Below are 16,068 nucleotides of genomic sequence, written 5' to 3'. Positions count from 1 at the left end.
AATCTATTCAAAAACAGGAAGGTGTTAGCGAAATGGCGATACGTATAATCGTGAAAGAGCCTGACGAAGTGCTTCACAAAATAGCAAAACCGGTAACCAAAATTACGCCCAACGTCCAAAAGCTTCTGGACGATATGGCGGATACGATGTATGACGCCGAGGGCGTCGGTCTCGCCGCGCCGCAGGTCGGCATTCTCAAACGGCTGATCGTGGTAGATGCCGATGAGGAGCATGGGTTGATTAAGATGATCAATCCCGAAATCATCAAATCCGAGGGCGAGCAGCTCGGTCCTGAAGGCTGCCTAAGCATTCCTGGTCTTAACGGAGACGTCCGCCGTGCGGAGACGGTAACCGTCCGGGGACTTGACCGGGAAGGCAATGAGATTACCATTACGGGAAGCGGGCTGTTGGCCCGGGCGTTTCAGCATGAAATCGACCACCTTAACGGCGTGCTGTTCACGGATGTCGCGGAGAAGGTATACGACAGCAATGCGGAACGCAGCCGGACTGAGGAGTGAAGGAAATGAAGATTGTGTTCATGGGCACACCCGCTTTCGCGGTGCCCTGCCTTCAAATGCTTGTGGAGGAAGGCTATGAGGTTGCAGCCGTCGTTACTCAGCCGGATCGGCCCCAGGGAAGAAAGAAGACGCTGACCCCTTCACCAGTCAAAGCGGCTGCAGAGGCGCTTGGCCTACCCGTTCTTCAGCCGGAACGAATGCGCCGGCCTGAGGCGGTGGCTGAGCTTGCCGCGTATGAGCCGGAGCTCATCGTTACTGCGGCCTACGGGCAGATTCTGCCCAAGGCTGTGCTGGATTTGCCTGCCAAGGGCTGCGTGAACGTACACGGGTCGCTTCTTCCCAAGTACCGGGGAGGAGCGCCGATTCAGCGAAGCATTATCAACGGAGAAAGCATAACGGGCGTTACGCTGATGTACATGGCGGAAGGGCTTGATACGGGAGACATGATCGCCAAGGTCGAGGTCCCGATTGAGGATGATGATACTTCGGGAACGCTGTTTGGGAAGCTGAGTCTTGCCGGACGGGATTTGCTGAAGGCCCAGATGCCGCGCCTGCTGGCAGGACCCGTAACGGCGGAAGCGCAGGATGACGGCCAGGCAACTTATGCGCCCAACCTGACCCGGGAGGATGAGCGGATCGACTGGACCGCAGAATCTCGGGCCATCTATAACCAAATCCGCGGTCTTGTCCCATTCTCAGGCGCTTTTACCCTGTGGAACGGAGAGACGTTCAAAGTATGGGCGGCCGCCAATCCCGACGACACAGCCCCTTCCGGAAGACTCATTCTGGAAGAGGGTTCCGGAGAAGCCGAGACCGTGCCGGGAACGGTCCTGGCGGCCGGCCCTGCCGGCGTTGAAGTGAAGACCGGCGACGGAAGTCTGCTGCTTCTGACCGTTCAGCCGGCCGGCAAGAAGGCAATGAGCGCGGCCGACTTCACGCGCGGCGCAGCGATGAAGCCCGGAACGGTGCTGGAATGAGGCCGCCCGGTAACCACCGGGGCGGCAAGGGCGGCCGCGGACCGGGGGAGGCCCGCAGCGCTCGCCCGGCTACGGCGAGGGAAACCGCACTTGATGTGCTCGTGCGTGTCGAGCAGGAAAGCGCATACAGCAATCTTCTGCTTAATGCCAGCCTGCAAAAAGCAGGGCTGTCCCGAGAAGATGCGGGACTTGCGACGGAGCTGGTATACGGTACGATTTCCAGACTAAATACGCTGGACTTTATACTGGAAGACTTCGTAAGCAAGGGAACGCGCAAGCTTCAGCCCTGGGTGCGCTGCCTGCTTCGGATGAGCTTGTATCAAATCGTGTACCTTGACCGGATTCCGCCTCACGCGGCTGTGAACGAGGCGGTCAATCTGGCCAAGAAGCGGGGGCATCAGGGAATATCGGGCATGGTCAACGGCGTTCTCCGCAGCGCGCTGCGTGCAGGAGAACTTCCCAAGCTGCCGGAAGCTCTTGACGATGCCGAGCGCATTTCCCTGAAACATTCGCATCCCCTGTGGATGGTCAAGGATTGGATTCGGCAATATGGCCAAGCTGCTGCCGAAGACATTTGCCGGGCCAATAATGAGCCTCCCGCTGTCAGTGTGCGGGTGAACACCACGATGACGACCCGGGACAAGCTTCTGGAGGAGATGCGAAGCGAAGAGCTCGAAGCGGCTCCTTCTCCGCTTAGTCCCTATGGGATTGTCATCAAAGGAGGCGGCAACCTCGCCTTATCTTCCTGGTATCGGGACGGGGTCCTGTCCATTCAGGACGAGAGCTCGATGCTCGTCGCCGAAGCGGTGGCGCCTGAGCCGGGAATGACCGTGCTCGACTGCTGCTCGGCGCCGGGCGGTAAGACTTCGCATATGGCCGAGCTGATGAAGGACCGGGGCACGGTAATCGCGAGCGATCTGCATGAGCACAAGGTTTCGCTTGTGCGCGAACAGGCCCAAAGGCTCGGTTTGGAGTCCGTCAAGGCGATTGCAACGGACGCTCTGCTTCTGAAGGAGCGATATGCTCCCATGACCTTTGACCGGATTTTGCTGGACGCCCCATGCTCGGGACTTGGCGTGATCCGGCGCAAGCCGGATTTGAAATGGAGCAAGAGCCCCAAGGATGTAGCAAGCATTTCCGCACTGCAAAGAGAACTGCTGGAGTCCGTTTCAGGGCTTCTGAAACCGGGCGGTGTTCTGGTGTACAGCACCTGCACGATCGAGAGTGCCGAGAATGAGGAGACGGTAGAAGACTTTTTGCGGCACAACCCACAGTTTACGTCAGCTGACCGTGATACGCCTCTTGGCGGGCGCCTCCGCGATCTTCTTTCCTCAGATGCCCCCGGAATACAGATCCTTCCCCATAATTTCGGCAGTGACGGTTTTTATATCGCGGCTCTTCGGCGATTGTCCTGAAATTCATAAATTCCTGCGTGCGGATCACCTCCGCTGCGCAGGAATTTTTTTGCCCAGAAACCGGGCCCAATGCCTTAAAAATATGCGCTATCCCGCGATTTCTTTTACCCTTTGTGAGATTTATGTTAAAATAGGCAGGATGACAAAGCATTATAACTATCCAGAAGAAAGTACAGGTGCGATTAAGATAATGAAACCTTTAATATATGATTTTACTCTTGAAGAGCTGTCCCAGTGGGCCAAAGATAACGGAGAGCCGGCTTTTCGCGGAGGACAGATTTTTGATTGGCTGTACGTCAAGCGGGTGAACGACTTTGAATCGATGAGCAACCTGTCGAAGGCGCTGCGGGCAAAGCTGAGTGATCAGTTCTCAATTAACGCGCTTTCAGAGATCACCAGGCTGGAGTCGAAGGACGGAACGGTGAAATTTCTGTTCGGCCTCCATGACGACCATGCAATAGAGACAGTTATTATGAAGCATAATTACGGCAATAGCGTATGCGTAACGACACAGGTGGGCTGCAGAATCGGCTGTACCTTTTGCGCCTCCACGCTCGGCGGGCTGAAGCGGGATTTGACGGCTGGCGAAATTGTGGCCCAGGTCGTCCGTTCCCAGCAGATTTTAGATACCCGGGGCGAGCGCGTTAGCAGCATTGTCATTATGGGAACGGGAGAGCCGTTTGAAAATTACGACGCCACGATGCGGTTTCTGCGGCTTATGATCCATGAAAAAGGATTAAATATCGGCCAGCGGCATATAACGGTATCAACGAGCGGGATTGTCCCGAGTATATATAAATTTGCAGAGGAGGATACCCAGATTAATCTGGCGATCTCCATCCATGCCCCGAATGATGCACTTCGTTCGAAGCTGATGCCAGTCAACCGGCGTTATCCTTTTGATGAGGTGATGGAATCGCTGCGTTATTATCAGGCAAAGACGGGACGGCGTATCAGCTTTGAATATGCGCTGATCGGCGGCGTCAACGACCAGCCGGAGCACGCGGAAGAGCTTGCCGGAGTGCTGAAGAACATGCTGTGCCATGTCAATCTGATTCCGGTCAACTATGTGCCGGAACGCAAGTATGTCCGCACCTCCCGCAACGATATTTTTCAGTTTCAGCGGATTCTGGCCGACCAAGGCGTCAATGTGACGATACGCCGGGAACAGGGCCATGATATCGCGGCCGCATGCGGACAGCTGCGTGCCAAACATATGGAGTTGAGGTGAGATCTTTTGATCAGAACAGTTCATGCCAGCGATATTGGACGGGTGCGCTCCGTCAATGAAGATTCGGTCTGGACCGGTGTGACGGCTCACGGCTATACACTCGGTATTATTGCCGACGGAATGGGCGGACATTTGGCGGGCGATACCGCGAGCCGCCTTGCGCTTGAATCCATCCGTGACAATCTGGATGGCCTCGCGCCCGGTCTGGAGGGAGAAGCTTTGAGCACCGCCCTGTCTAATGCAATCAGTGAAGCCAATGATACCGTCTTTAATCAGGCTGCAAGCGACGACCGTTACCACAATATGGGGACGACCGTCGTTTCCGTGCTGCTTGCCGGGCAGTCGGGGTACATCGGCCACATTGGAGACAGCAGAGCTTACATAATCCGGGACGGCAAGGCGAAGCAATTGACCGATGATCATACGCTGGTAAACGAGCTGTTCAAAAATGGCCAGATCAGTCTTGAGGAGCTGGATACCCATCCGCGCCGCAATGTTCTTACACGCGCGCTTGGCACGGACGAGGACATCAAGACCGATCTGCTTCCAATAACGCTTGATCCGAGTGAAGTGCTGCTGCTGTGCAGCGACGGTTTGAGCAATTTTGTCAGCGCCGAGCATCTGGGGAAGGTTGCCGGGCTGCAGGAAATATCGCTTAAGGAAAGAGCGGACCGATTGCTACAGCTGGCACTGCTTGCCGGCGGCGGCGACAACATCAGCGTCGCTATGTTAGAACATCAAGAGGAGGCCGCTGTGCCCGAATCAAAGGAGTGGGATAGATGATCGGTCACGAGTTGGGAGGCCGTTACCAAGTCATCGAGCGAATCGGTGGAGGGGGTATGGCCCTTGTATACAGGGCGCATGATATTCTGCTCAACCGTAACGTCGCTATTAAAGTATTGCGCAATCAATTTGTACATGATGAAGAATTTATTCGCCGGTTCCGGCGGGAGGCTCAATCCGCCGCATCCCTCTCTCATCCCAATGTAGTCAGCATCTATGACGTGGGGCAGGAAGATGAAATTCATTATATTGTCATGGAGTATGTTGAAGGCAAGAATCTGAATGAAATCATCAAGGAGAGGGCTCCGCTGCAGGTGGATGAAGCGGTAAGAATCGCCACCCAAATCTGCGACGCGCTGGATCATGCCCATCAGAATCAGATTATCCACCGGGACATCAAGCCGCATAATATCCTGATCGGGCGAAACGGCCGGGTTAAGGTAACGGATTTCGGGATCGCCCGCGCGGTGACGTCAACGACTATTACCCAGACCGGCTCGGTTGTCGGCTCGGTGCATTATTTTTCTCCGGAGCATGCCAAGGGGGTAACCACCGGCGAAAAATCGGACCTGTACTCGCTCGGCATCGTGATTTATCAAATGCTGACGGGCAGCCTTCCCTTTCTGGGCGAGAGTCCGATCAGCGTAGCGCTGAAGCATTTGCAGGAGGAATTCGAGGAACCCCGCAAGCTGAATCCGATGATTCCCCAGAGTGTGGAGAACATCATTCTCAAATCAATGCGCAAGAATCCCGAGGAACGTTACCAGTCTGCCAAGGAGATGCTTCAGGATCTGGAAACCTGTCTGCTGCCAGAGCGCCGAAGCGAGCCAAAGCTGACTTTTGCCGACGACGATGAGGACAGGACGAGGGTCATGCCCGCGATCAAGCCGATTCCCAAGGGCCTCGGTGCGCGAGGGGCTGTCGAAGACCGGATGATCCGTGACGAAGATGAGCCATCTTCCAGCAAGAGAAAAGGCTGGGGGAAACCCGCGCTTTGGATCGGGCTGACGCTTTTGCTTCTTCTGGCGATGCTTAGTGTAGTGTGGTATGTTAACGCAAAGCTGGTCGTACCTGAAGTTGCGGTCCCGAAGCTGGTCAATCTTTCGCTGGACAATGCCAAAGCCAAGCTGGCTGAAGTCGGACTCGTTCTGGAGGAGCCGGTTACGACACAGTACAACCCTAACTTTGCCGAAGGCATCGTCTTTGAGCAGAGCAAAGAGCCGGACACGACGGTAAAAGAAGGAACGACCATCGCTCTTAAGGTAAGCATTGCCAAACCGCTGTCGGTTATGCCGGATTTATCCGGAATGACCTATGACGCAGCGGTGAACGCTCTGCTGGCTCAGGGAATGGAGCAGGGCCGAATTACCCAGGTCGGCGAATTCAGTGCGGAGGTTCAGGCAGGCCAGGTTCTTAGGCAGAACCCGATCTCCGGAAGCGAATATGACCCGGACACGGCAACCGTCTCCATCACCGTCAGCAAGGGGCAGGAGACCGTCGCTACCCCGGACCTTACCGGGCTTACCGAAGCGGAGGCGAAAGCCAAGCTTGAAGAGGCGGGTCTTGCGCTCGGCGATGTGAAGAGTGAATCCAGTTTCTCTGTTGAAAAAGGAAAGGTAACGAAGCAGTGGCCGTATGAAAAAGGCGCCTCGGCGCCGCCCGGCGAGAAAATCACTATTTACATCAGTGACGGCTATCCGCCGGAAGCGCTGGAATACACATTCAACCTGCCGGTTTCGCCGGTTCAGGAAGGCAAGAAGACCAAGATCCGGATTGAGTACGCCGATGCGCGCAACAATGGCGAGAACCAGGATTGGGGAACCCGCACGATCAGTAGGACCCAAGTATTGTCGGTGAATCTGGTGCTTGCTCCGAACAAGGATGGGGCAGTCATTTTGTACCGTGACGGGGAGTTCTTCGATACGTATCCCGTTTCGTACATGGATGCCAAGAACGGTACGGTTCAGATTCCCGAAGCTTCTCCGGTTGAACCGTCGCCGTCACCGACCCAGTCGCCTTCGGAGGCGCCCGCCAACGGCGAGCCGACGACCGATCCGGCCGCCGCGCCCGGTACGGGGAGTAATCCCCCGGATACCGGGGACGGTTCGGCCGTAAACCAGACGGGAGCCAGTGCTTCCCAGGTTGTCACAAGTATGAATAATTCAAGTCCTGACGGTAAAGGTAAAAAAGACAAACCGAAACAGTAAAACAACTGATTTGAAAAATAATTCATTGAACAAGAGCGGCCGGTTATCAGCCGCTCTTGCAGTAAACGGAGTTAAAGATTTGCCAGAATGTAAGCCAAATCGAAGAGAGGAAGGCTTTATCATATGCCTGAAGGAATAATCGTCAAGGCTCTAAGCGGTTATTATTATGTAAAACCGCTCCGGGAAGGGAAAATCTCTCCGGAGGATGAAATCATTCAGTGCAGAGCCCGCGGTATCTTCAAGAAAAAAGGGTTGTCTCCGCTTGTCGGAGACAACGTCATTTATTCCTTGACCGAGAATGGAGAAGGGATGGTTGATGAAATCAATCCCCGGGATTCCGAGCTGATCCGGCCGCCGGTCGCCAATGTGTCGTTAGCCGTTCTGTTATTCTCCGTACGTGAACCGGATCTGAATTTGCAGCTGCTCGACAAGTTTCTTGTACATATCGAGCATGCCGGACTGGACACGATCATCGTGCTGACCAAACAGGATCTCGCTGATGAAGACGGAGAAGCCATCGTTCATGTGAAGAAATTGTACGAGCAGATCGGCTACGAAGTGCTGGTTACCAGCTCGCGGACGGGATCGGGAAGCGAAGAGGTGCGAAAAAGGCTGTCTGGCATAATCAGCGTATTCGCCGGCCAATCCGGCGTCGGCAAGTCGTCGCTGCTTAACCGGATCGTTCCCGGACTTTCCCTGGAAACAAGCGAGATCAGCATGCGGCTTGGACGCGGACGTCATACGACTCGGCATGTCGAGCTGATGGATATCGGCGAAGGGGGCTATGTGGCCGATACGCCGGGTTTTAGCCAGCTGGATTTTCTGGAGCTTGGCGTGGAGGAGCTGTCTTCCTGTTTCCGCGAGTTTGTCCCCTATGCGGCGGATTGCAAATTCCGCGGATGCACCCATCTGCATGAACCGGGCTGCCGCGTCATCGAGGCTTGGGAAGCCGGAGAAATCGAAGACAGCCGCTACGAGCATTACAAGCTGTTTTTTAATGAAATGAAAGATAAGAAGCGGAGGTATTGACCTATGATCAAAATTGCACCATCCTTGCTCTCTGCCGATTTCGCTGCGCTCGGCTCCGAGGTGGCCGAAGCCGAAAAATCCGGCGCTGACTGGATTCATGTAGACGTTATGGACGGGCGCTTTGTGCCCAATATTACACTGGGCCCGGTAGTCGTCAAAGCGGTATCGGCCCATACCTCCCTTCCGCTGGATGTTCATCTTATGATCGAGAATCCGGAGCGCTATATTGCCGATTTTGCCGCAGCTGGAGCGGCTGTTATTACCGTTCATGCTGAAGCTTGTGTGCACCTGCACCGGGTTGTCCATCAGATCAAGGAGCTCGGACTGCTTGCTGGCGTGGCAATCAATCCGGCGACTCCCGCTTCCGCAGTGAAAGAAATTCTGCCGGATCTCGATCTGGTTCTCGTCATGACCGTGAACCCCGGTTTTGGCGGACAGGCATTCATCCCGAGCACTGTGCATAAAATCAGGGAAATCCGGGAATGGGCGAACGAGATTGGTCATGATCTGCGCATTGAAGTCGACGGCGGAATTGCTGAAGCGACGGCGCCTATCGTCAGTGAGGCGGGAGCGGATGTGCTGGTTGCCGGGAATGCCGTCTTCGGACAGAGTGACCGGGCTGCGGCCATTTCCGCAATCCGTGCCGCTGCCGGGGGCCGCTAAGTTGGGCTAATGGCCAAGGTATAGGCCAAGTTCTCTTCGCATAAATATGGTTACATGAGCAGAAATCTCATGTAGCCTTTTTTGTGTTCTTAACAGGGCTGCAGGACCGATCGGAGGGTGGAACATGAAATTTTATACATTTAAACTTCCAAAGTTTTTGGGAGGGTTTGTGAAAGCGATTTTGAATACCTTTCAGAAGAGTTGAGGGCCGCAAAAGGAATAGGGGAACATGAAAAAAGCACCTTACTAATGTAAGGGTGCTTTTTGCTTGAAATATAAGCATTATAAGCTGCGCGCTTATAGTTCGTCTTATATTTGTCGGAGAAACGGTTGCCATCCCGCAAAGGACGGCGCTGCCATTTCTTCTAAGTATCAAATTATTGTGAGCGGCTCATTCCAAAAATTAAACGCGCTCGACCTTACCGGATTTCAGGGCGCGAGTGCTAACGTATACACGCTTCGGTTTACCGTTCACCAGAATGCGTACCTTCTGAACGTTAACTCCCCAGGAGCGGCGATTACGATTGTTGGCATGAGAAACGTGGTTGCCGCTGCTCGGCTTTTTGCCAGTTACAGCACATTTACGGGACATGATTACACCTCCTTGTAGCGATCACCTGCAATCAAACAATACTTAAATATAATATCATAGTAAAAAATGCTTCGTCAACCAATTCAAAAACATTTTATTTCTCAGTTCGCTTATAGTACAATATAGATTAGTGCATTATGTCTATTTGATGTCAGGTATGAAGAGGCACGAAGGCTAGGAAGGGGAATTCTCATTGAGTAAGCGTTCTATAAACGGAGATGATTTTACCGCGATGGTACTAGCCGGCGCGGAGAAGCTGCAGCAGCACGCGGAGCACGTCAATTCCCTGAATGTTTTTCCGGTTCCGGACGGAGATACGGGGACCAATATGAATTTAACGATGACGGCAGGCGCGGGCGAGCTGCGAAAGAACAGCTCGGCTTCGATCGGTCAGTGTGCGGGAGTGCTGTCGAAGGGCCTCTTGATGGGCGCCCGGGGGAATTCCGGGGTTATTTTATCCCAGCTGTTCCGGGGGTTCGGCCGCTATGCAACCCAATATGAGGAGCTCAACACGCAGCAGTTCGCTGCAGCGCTTCAAACCGGAGTCGATACCGCTTACAAAGCAGTGGTCAAACCGGTGGAAGGAACCATTCTGACCGTGGCTAAGGAAGCTGCCAGACATGCCGTTTATCTGGCGAGACGGACTAACGATATTAACGAATTGATGACTGAAGTGCTGGCCAAGGCCAAAGAAGCGCTTGCGGGAACGCCGGAGCTTCTGCCGGTACTCAAACAAGTAGGCGTTGTGGATTCGGGCGGTCAGGGTCTGGTCTATATATATGAAGGTTTTTATGAATATTTAATGAGCGGATCGTTGGCGGATTCGGCCAAGGGACAAGCTGTAAGCGCAGCGGTTCCGGCAGTTCCTGCGGCGCCGCCGGCCAAGCTTGAAACGAAGCCGCAGCGCATCCAGGCCTCGGCCCAGTCTCAGCTCTCGACAGAGGATATTGAGTTCTTTTACGATATGGAATTCTTTATAAACCGTCAGCTGGGAGGAACTCAGGCGGCAGATTTCGATGAAGATCAATTTCGGAAAGCGTTATCTGTGAACGGCGATTCGATTATTGTCATCTCCGATGACGAGACGATCAAGGTACATGTCCACTCCAGAGCTCCGGGCGAGGTCCTGAATCTTGCGCTGCTGTATGGCGAGATTACGCAGATTCATATTTTGAATATGCGCGAGCAGCACCGCGAGCTGCTGACCGCGGGGATGGATATCGCACCAAGTCCCGATGTATTTGCCGAAATTCCGGAGGAGAAGAGCGCGGCTGCGGAGCCTGCCGTTCCTCCGGCGGATGATCTGGCGCCATACGGATTCATCGCCGTGTCGTCAGGCGACGGAATCGCCGAGATCTTCAAGAGCCTGGGCATCGATATTGTGCTGTCGGGCGGGCAGACGATGAATCCGAGTACGGAAGATTTCGTTAACGCGATATCGTCTATCTCGGCGAAGCATGTCTACCTCCTGCCTAATAACTCGAATATTGTCCTTGCCGCTCAGCAAGCGAAGGAACTGCTCGAAGGCGAGCGTGAGATTACGGTTATTCCGACCAAGAGTATTCCGCAGGGCATTGCGGCGGCTTTTGCCTTCCAGGAGGAAGAATCCGTGGAGACTAACACTTCCGGTATGCTGGAGGCTCTGAGTCGGGTTAAATCCGGGCAGGTCACGCATGCGGTGAGGGATACGAAATACGAGGAAATGGACATTAAATCGGGCCAGTACATCGGGATCTCCAATTCGAAGATAGTCGCTGCCGCCGAGAATCTGCTGGGTGCGAGCCAGGCCCTGCTGGCAGGCATGCTGGAGAGCGGGGATGAAATCGTGACCATCCTGACAGGACAAGATGCCGATTCGGAAACGACGGCTGCCTTAGAGAGCTGGCTTGAAGCTAATTATCCAGATGCCGAGGTCGAGGTCCATGAAGGCGGTCAGCCCATCTATTATTATTTATTCTCGGTAGAAGCTTAAGCCTTTTTCACTAGTCAAGGGGAGGTTTACCATGAATAAAACCGTTATCGTTACCGACAGCACCTCGGATATTCCCCCGTCCATGGCGGAAGTTTATGGCATCGAGATCGTGCCATTGACCCTAATGTTCGGGGAAGAATCTTACCGCGACGGAATCGATATCACGCCGGAACAGTTCTATGAGCGACTTCCAAGGTCGCAGCAGTTGCCGACTACGTCCCAACCGTCTCCGGTCGAATATATGAATGTGTATCACAAACTGTTGGAGCAATATCCGGACAGTCCGATATTGTCTTTCCATATTTCTTCCGGGTTAAGCGGAACCTATCAGTCCGCGCTGCTCGCCAAATCGATGCTGGAGGAGGAAGGCGAGCGTATTACTGTATTCGATTCCCTGTCGGCATCTTACGGATTCGGTTTGCTGGTGGTCCATGCGGCCCGGCTAGCCGCGGAAGGGAAAGGACCGGAGGAGATTTTGGAATCGGTCGAACAATTGCGCCGCGCGCGCAAGCTGTATTTTCTCGTGGATACGCTGGAGTATCTGCAAAAGGGAGGACGGATCGGCAAAGCGTCGGCTGTGCTCGGTACCTTGCTCAATATCAAGCCAATTCTGTCCATTGATCAGGAAGGCATCATTTATGCGGTGGAGAAGGTAAGAGGACGAAAAAAAGCGGTGGCCCGGATGATCGAGCTGTTCCAAGCCGATCTGCAAGGCATAGACAAAATCAATGTGGCCGTAGGGCATACGGCTCAGCCTGAGGCCGGTGAAGAATTAATGCGGGAGCTTTCTCAGCATTTCACCCTTGAGGAACAAGTGCTGACCAACGTAGGCCCTGTTGTAGGCAGCCATGTCGGCAATGGTACACTTGCCGTATTTATTTGGCCCGCGTAGTGAGGGATGAATATGAATCTGTCTTTGGATACAATCGAAGTTAAGGAAATTGGTGGCGTGAGCGCTCAAAAGCAGGCTGAGCTTCACGCCCTTGGCATATTTACGGTGAAGGATTTGCTGGAGTATTATCCTTTCCGTTATGAGGATTACCGTCCGAAGTCGCTTAGCGAGGTGAAGCATGGGGACAAAGTGACCGTAGAGGCTAAAGTGATCGGTGTTCCGGTGCTGCAGCGCTTTGGAGGAAAGTCCCGGCTTAGCTGCAAAATGATGGCGGAGCCGTGGATGTTCACGGCGACCTGGTTTAACCGCCACTATGTACGCGAGCAGTTGACCGCGGGACGCCGGGTTGTTGTCAGCGGAAAATGGGATCAGAAACGGTCACAAATAACGGTGACCGATTATGAATTTCCGGACCGGGGCGAAGGAAAGACCGGAACGCTGCAGCCGGTGTATTCCGTCACCGGAAAGCTGACGCAAAGCTGGCTCCGCAAGACGATTTCCCAGGCGCTGCTGCAGTTCGGGGATTTGATCCCTGAGATTCTGCCTCAGCCGATTATGCGCAAATATGAGTTCATGCCGCGCAAACGGGCGATCGCCACGATCCATCAGCCCGAGGATTCACGGGAAGGGCAGCAGGGGCGCAGGCGGATGGTGTATGAAGAGCTGTTTCTCTTTCAGCTCAAGGTTCAAGCCTTTCGGACGCTGAACCGGGGGAGAATGGACGGCATGGTTCATACCGTGGACAATGCGACCGTGCGGCAGTTCGTCCGCAGTCTTCCTTTCGAGCTGACGGGCGCCCAGAAGAAGGCGGAGCTTGAAATTCTGCAAGATATGCGCTCCTCCTACTGCATGAACCGCCTGCTTCAAGGGGATGTGGGCTCCGGCAAAACGGCACTCGCGGCGATCGCCCTGTTCGCGACGGTCCGCTCGGGCTTTCAAGGAGCGCTGATGGTGCCTACGGAGATTTTGGCCGAACAGCACAGCCGGTCTCTTCAGGCGATGTTCGAGCCTTTTGGCATTACAGTGGCGCTGCTGACAGGCAGTGTGAACGGGCGGAAGCGAAAGGATCTTCTGGCCTCGCTGCAAATGGGTCTCGTTGATATTGTCGTTGGAACCCATGCCTTGATTCAGGAAGATGTATTCTTCAGGGAACTCGGCCTTGTTGTAACCGATGAACAGCATCGCTTCGGCGTGAACCAGCGCAGCGTTCTGCGGCGTAAAGGCTATAATCCGGACGTGCTTACGATGACCGCGACACCGATTCCGCGGACGCTGGCGATTACCGTCTTCGGGGATATGGACGTCTCCACGTTGTCCGAACGTCCGAAGGGTCGTATTCCGATTGCAACCCACTGGGTCAAGCCGGACAAGATGGATAAGGTGTTGAATCTGATCCGTCGCGAAGTCGGACTAGGGCGTCAGGCGTACCTGATCTGTCCGTTGATCGAAGAATCGGACAAGCTGGACGTGCAGAATGCCATTGATCTGCACATTCAGCTGACGCAGGCTTTTCCCGATTACCGGGTGGGCTTGCTGCATGGCCGGATGACTCCCGGCGAGAAGGACGAGGTTATGCGCGCTTTTTACGAGAATGAGGTGCAGGTGCTCGTGTCCACGACCGTTGTTGAGGTAGGCGTCGATGTGCCGAATGCCACGCTGATGATTATTATGGACGCCGACCGGTTCGGATTGTCCCAGCTCCATCAGCTGCGCGGACGCGTCGGGCGGGGAGAGCACGCCTCCTACTGCGTGCTGATAGCCGATCCGAAGTCGGAAGTCGGTCGCGAGCGGATGGCTGCGATGACCGAAACGGACGACGGATTCGAAGTCTCCCGGCGGGATCTCGAGCTTCGGGGGCCAGGCGATTTCTTCGGCACGAAGCAGAGCGGGCTGCCGGAATTCCGCCTTGCGGATATGACCGGCGACTTTGCCGTTCTGGAACAGGCCCGTGAAGATGCGGCCGAATTGCTCCGGGACGGCAGCTTCTGGACATCCGCCGAATATGCTCCGCTGAGGAATTATCTTCAGAAGGAGCACATTTTTCAGGGGGATCTGATCGATTGAGTCAAATGAAGCCCCATACCGTCATATACTTAGAAGAACGTAAAAGATTGGTTATGACGGGAGGTGCGGCAAGCTTGAGTTATCAGCAATATGGAATCAGCCCGCAGCTGGTGGAGCGCATCAAGCTGAAGATGAAGAACCCGGCGGTCAAGGAACGGATCAAATCCCTGATTAACGGTGTAAGCAGACAACAGCTGCAGGACTCCGGTGTTGTGCGCCGACTGGTGCGCAGCGCTTCGGTTATTCTGGGGGAAAGACTCACCTCCGACCAGGAGGACAGCATAGTACGATTTGTAATCGCCCAGAAAATCGATCCGAACAACACATTCCATTTGATTCGGTTATGGGGAATGTTCCGCTAGCATCGGTCAATTGGTCGTTACACAAGCGGTGGATGGACAGCGGCACAAAGTAAAAAAGCGTTCCGGCCTAGAAGCCTGGAACGCTTTTTTAAAATTCAAGAATGTCTAAGGTTATTGCTCGTCGGAGGCTGGAGCCGGCTTCTGAGCCCGCGCCTTTCGCTCCCTATGCCTGCCTTCCCATTTAAAAACCTTATCCAGCGCTTTGTAGATCGCCTTGGATTCTTTGGTCAGCAGCGGTCCGAGAATCGCCAGAATCAGCACATACATCGCTGCGAACGGCTGCAAAACAGCGAGCAATCCGCCCGCTTTACCGAGATTTGCCATAATGATGGAGAATTCGCCGCGTGAAACGATTGTCAGGCCGATATTGGATGAAGCGCGCGGGCTTAAGCCGGCGCTCCGTCCGGCAAGCAGGCCGGCGGCGAAATTGCCCAGCAGCGTGACGGCCACTGCCGCCAGTGAATACCATAAGGCTTCTCCGCCAAGGGTGAGCGGATCGATCGTCAGGCCGAAGCTGAAAAAGAAGACAGCTCCGAAAAAATCGCGGAACGGAATGATCAGCTTCTCGATCCGTTTGACATGCTCCGTCTCCGCGAGAACGAGTCCGACAAGCAGCGCTCCGATCGCTTCCGCCACATGAATGGTCTCGGAGAAGCCCGCCACCAGAAACAGAATGGCAAAAATCACAAGGCCAAACAGTTCGCCCGAGCGGATATTAAGCGCCTTGTTAAGCAGCGGGACCAGTTTGCGGCCGACAATAAGCAGGCCCAGCATGTATACCAGCGCAATCAGCGCCGACAGCAGCACTCCGCCAAGCGAGGAGGAGCCGCTGAGCACCAGGCCGGAAAGAATCGAAATATAAACGGCCAAAAAGACATCCTCGAACATAATGATGCCGAGAATCATTTCGGTCTCCGGATTGGCGGTGCGCTTCAGATCGACGAGGACCTTGGCGACGATCGCGCTGGAGGAGATGGTGGTAATGCCGGCCACCACCAGAATTTCTTCAAGAGGAAAGCCGAGTCCCCAGCCCAGCAGCAGACCGAGGGAAAAGTTGATCAGAATGTAAATGGTTCCGCCAATAGCAATCGATTTCCCCGCCTTGACCAGCCTGCCCACCGAGAACTCCAGACCGAGATAGAACAGCAGGAACAGCACGCCGATCCGGCCCATAAATTCGATCAGGGCGGCGCTTTCGATAAACCGGAAATCCAGATGCCAAATATGAAATGCATGCGGTCCTACCGCCATTCCGATCAGAATATAAAAAGGAATAACGGAGAAGCGGAACTTCGCGGCAACCAAGCCGGACAGCGCCACAAGGGCAATAGCCAATCCGATTTCAAATACGATATGGTTCATC

The 16,068-nt window shown here is 54.4% G+C and carries 15 protein-coding genes; 13 read left to right on the top strand and 2 right to left on the bottom strand.

Annotated elements, in window-relative coordinates; all coding sequences use genetic code 11:
* The first annotated feature begins 32 nt into the window (after positions 1–32).
* The 9 genes from def to spoVM all read left to right on the top strand — a co-directional run bounded on the left by def (position 33) and on the right by spoVM (position 9,028).
* Positions 33–518 (top strand): peptide deformylase, encoded by a 486-nt coding sequence (gene def / locus G5B47_RS12925; protein ID WP_025334682.1) that lies wholly within the window; start codon positions 33–35, stop codon positions 516–518.
* 5 nt (positions 519–523) lie between these two features.
* On the top strand, positions 524–1,495 hold the full coding sequence (fmt, locus tag G5B47_RS12920; RefSeq protein WP_165098613.1) for a methionyl-tRNA formyltransferase: 972 nt from the start codon (positions 524–526) through the stop codon (positions 1,493–1,495).
* Complete coding sequence (gene rsmB / locus G5B47_RS12915; RefSeq protein WP_165098612.1) at positions 1,492–2,910, top strand: 16S rRNA (cytosine(967)-C(5))-methyltransferase RsmB; 1,419 nt, start codon at positions 1,492–1,494, stop codon at positions 2,908–2,910. The genes fmt and rsmB overlap by 4 nt, the downstream gene beginning before the upstream one ends.
* A 190-nt stretch (positions 2,911–3,100) precedes the next feature.
* The gene (gene rlmN / locus G5B47_RS12910) at positions 3,101–4,141 is read left to right on the top strand and encodes a 23S rRNA (adenine(2503)-C(2))-methyltransferase RlmN (RefSeq protein ID WP_165098610.1); all 1,041 of its coding nucleotides are present in this window, start codon (positions 3,101–3,103) and stop codon (positions 4,139–4,141) included.
* Between the two features lie 6 nt (positions 4,142–4,147).
* Entirely contained in the window at positions 4,148–4,924 is a 777-nt protein-coding gene (locus G5B47_RS12905) for a Stp1/IreP family PP2C-type Ser/Thr phosphatase (protein WP_165098608.1), read from the top strand.
* Positions 4,921–7,131 carry a Stk1 family PASTA domain-containing Ser/Thr kinase gene (gene pknB / locus G5B47_RS12900; protein WP_165098606.1) on the top strand — a complete coding sequence of 737 codons (2,211 nt, stop codon included), beginning with the start codon at positions 4,921–4,923 and terminating at the stop codon, positions 7,129–7,131. The genes G5B47_RS12905 and pknB overlap by 4 nt, the downstream gene beginning before the upstream one ends.
* 123 nt (positions 7,132–7,254) lie before the next feature.
* A complete protein-coding gene (rsgA, locus tag G5B47_RS12895) occupies positions 7,255–8,160 on the top strand; it encodes a ribosome small subunit-dependent GTPase A (protein ID WP_165098604.1) in 906 nt (301 codons plus the stop codon).
* Positions 8,161–8,163: 3 nt separating this feature from the next.
* A complete protein-coding gene (rpe, locus tag G5B47_RS12890) occupies positions 8,164–8,823 on the top strand; it encodes a ribulose-phosphate 3-epimerase (protein WP_165098602.1) in 660 nt (219 codons plus the stop codon).
* Between the two features lie 124 nt (positions 8,824–8,947).
* Positions 8,948–9,028 carry a stage V sporulation protein SpoVM gene (spoVM, locus tag G5B47_RS12885; protein ID WP_006675261.1) on the top strand — a complete coding sequence of 27 codons (81 nt, stop codon included), beginning with the start codon at positions 8,948–8,950 and terminating at the stop codon, positions 9,026–9,028.
* A 198-nt stretch (positions 9,029–9,226) separates the two neighbouring features.
* Here the strand turns inward: spoVM and rpmB are convergent, their stop codons facing one another.
* On the bottom strand, positions 9,227–9,415 hold the full coding sequence (gene rpmB, locus G5B47_RS12880) for a 50S ribosomal protein L28 (protein ID WP_025334690.1): 189 nt from the start codon (positions 9,413–9,415) through the stop codon (positions 9,227–9,229).
* A gap of 193 nt (positions 9,416–9,608) precedes the next feature.
* Here rpmB and G5B47_RS12875 point away from each other — a divergent pair, with 193 nt between their 5' ends.
* The 4 genes from G5B47_RS12875 (at position 9,609) to G5B47_RS12860 (ending at position 14,705) form a co-directional block, all read left to right on the top strand.
* Entirely contained in the window at positions 9,609–11,387 is a 1,779-nt protein-coding gene (locus G5B47_RS12875) for a DAK2 domain-containing protein (protein WP_165098600.1), read from the top strand.
* A 31-nt stretch (positions 11,388–11,418) separates the two neighbouring features.
* A complete protein-coding gene (locus G5B47_RS12870) occupies positions 11,419–12,279 on the top strand; it encodes a DegV family protein (RefSeq protein WP_165098597.1) in 861 nt (286 codons plus the stop codon).
* A gap of 12 nt (positions 12,280–12,291) precedes the next feature.
* On the top strand, positions 12,292–14,343 hold the full coding sequence (gene recG, locus G5B47_RS12865; protein WP_165098595.1) for an ATP-dependent DNA helicase RecG: 2,052 nt from the start codon (positions 12,292–12,294) through the stop codon (positions 14,341–14,343).
* Positions 14,344–14,417: 74 nt separating this feature from the next.
* Positions 14,418–14,705 carry a stage VI sporulation protein F gene (locus G5B47_RS12860; RefSeq protein ID WP_025334694.1) on the top strand — a complete coding sequence of 96 codons (288 nt, stop codon included), beginning with the start codon at positions 14,418–14,420 and terminating at the stop codon, positions 14,703–14,705.
* Positions 14,706–14,816: 111 nt separating this feature from the next.
* On the opposite strand, the gene G5B47_RS12855 is transcribed toward G5B47_RS12860, so the two are convergent.
* Positions 14,817–16,067: a cation:proton antiporter gene (locus G5B47_RS12855; protein ID WP_165098593.1), complete on the bottom strand. Its 1,251-nt coding sequence runs from the start codon at positions 16,065–16,067 to the stop codon at positions 14,817–14,819.
* Position 16,068 lies beyond the last annotated feature (1 nt).

The organism is Paenibacillus apii (assembly GCF_011043685.1).
Lineage (GTDB): Bacteria > Bacillota > Bacilli > Paenibacillales > Paenibacillaceae > Paenibacillus_AQ > Paenibacillus_AQ sabinae.
The sequence above is the reverse complement of the archived record's forward strand: the minus strand, read 5'-3'. Positions and strand labels throughout refer to the sequence as shown.

What these genes read in the sequence shown, in the direction of transcription:
- def (WP_025334682.1), top strand. Translation starts at nt 33, where the DNA reads ATGGCGATACGTATAATCGTGAAAGAGCCTGACGAAGTGCTTCACAAA.
- fmt (WP_165098613.1), top strand. Translation starts at nt 524, where the DNA reads ATGAAGATTGTGTTCATGGGCACACCCGCTTTCGCGGTGCCCTGCCTT.
- rsmB (WP_165098612.1), top strand. Translation starts at nt 1,492, where the DNA reads ATGAGGCCGCCCGGTAACCACCGGGGCGGCAAGGGCGGCCGCGGACCG.
- rlmN (WP_165098610.1), top strand. Translation starts at nt 3,101, where the DNA reads ATGAAACCTTTAATATATGATTTTACTCTTGAAGAGCTGTCCCAGTGG.
- pknB (WP_165098606.1), top strand. Translation starts at nt 4,921, where the DNA reads ATGATCGGTCACGAGTTGGGAGGCCGTTACCAAGTCATCGAGCGAATC.
- rsgA (WP_165098604.1), top strand. Translation starts at nt 7,255, where the DNA reads ATGCCTGAAGGAATAATCGTCAAGGCTCTAAGCGGTTATTATTATGTA.
- rpe (WP_165098602.1), top strand. Translation starts at nt 8,164, where the DNA reads ATGATCAAAATTGCACCATCCTTGCTCTCTGCCGATTTCGCTGCGCTC.
- spoVM (WP_006675261.1), top strand. Translation starts at nt 8,948, where the DNA reads ATGAAATTTTATACATTTAAACTTCCAAAGTTTTTGGGAGGGTTTGTG.
- rpmB (WP_025334690.1), bottom strand. Translation starts at nt 9,415, where the DNA reads ATGTCCCGTAAATGTGCTGTAACTGGCAAAAAGCCGAGCAGCGGCAAC.
- G5B47_RS12870 (WP_165098597.1), top strand. Translation starts at nt 11,419, where the DNA reads ATGAATAAAACCGTTATCGTTACCGACAGCACCTCGGATATTCCCCCG.
- recG (WP_165098595.1), top strand. Translation starts at nt 12,292, where the DNA reads ATGAATCTGTCTTTGGATACAATCGAAGTTAAGGAAATTGGTGGCGTG.
- G5B47_RS12855 (WP_165098593.1), bottom strand. Translation starts at nt 16,067, where the DNA reads ATGAACCATATCGTATTTGAAATCGGATTGGCTATTGCCCTTGTGGCG.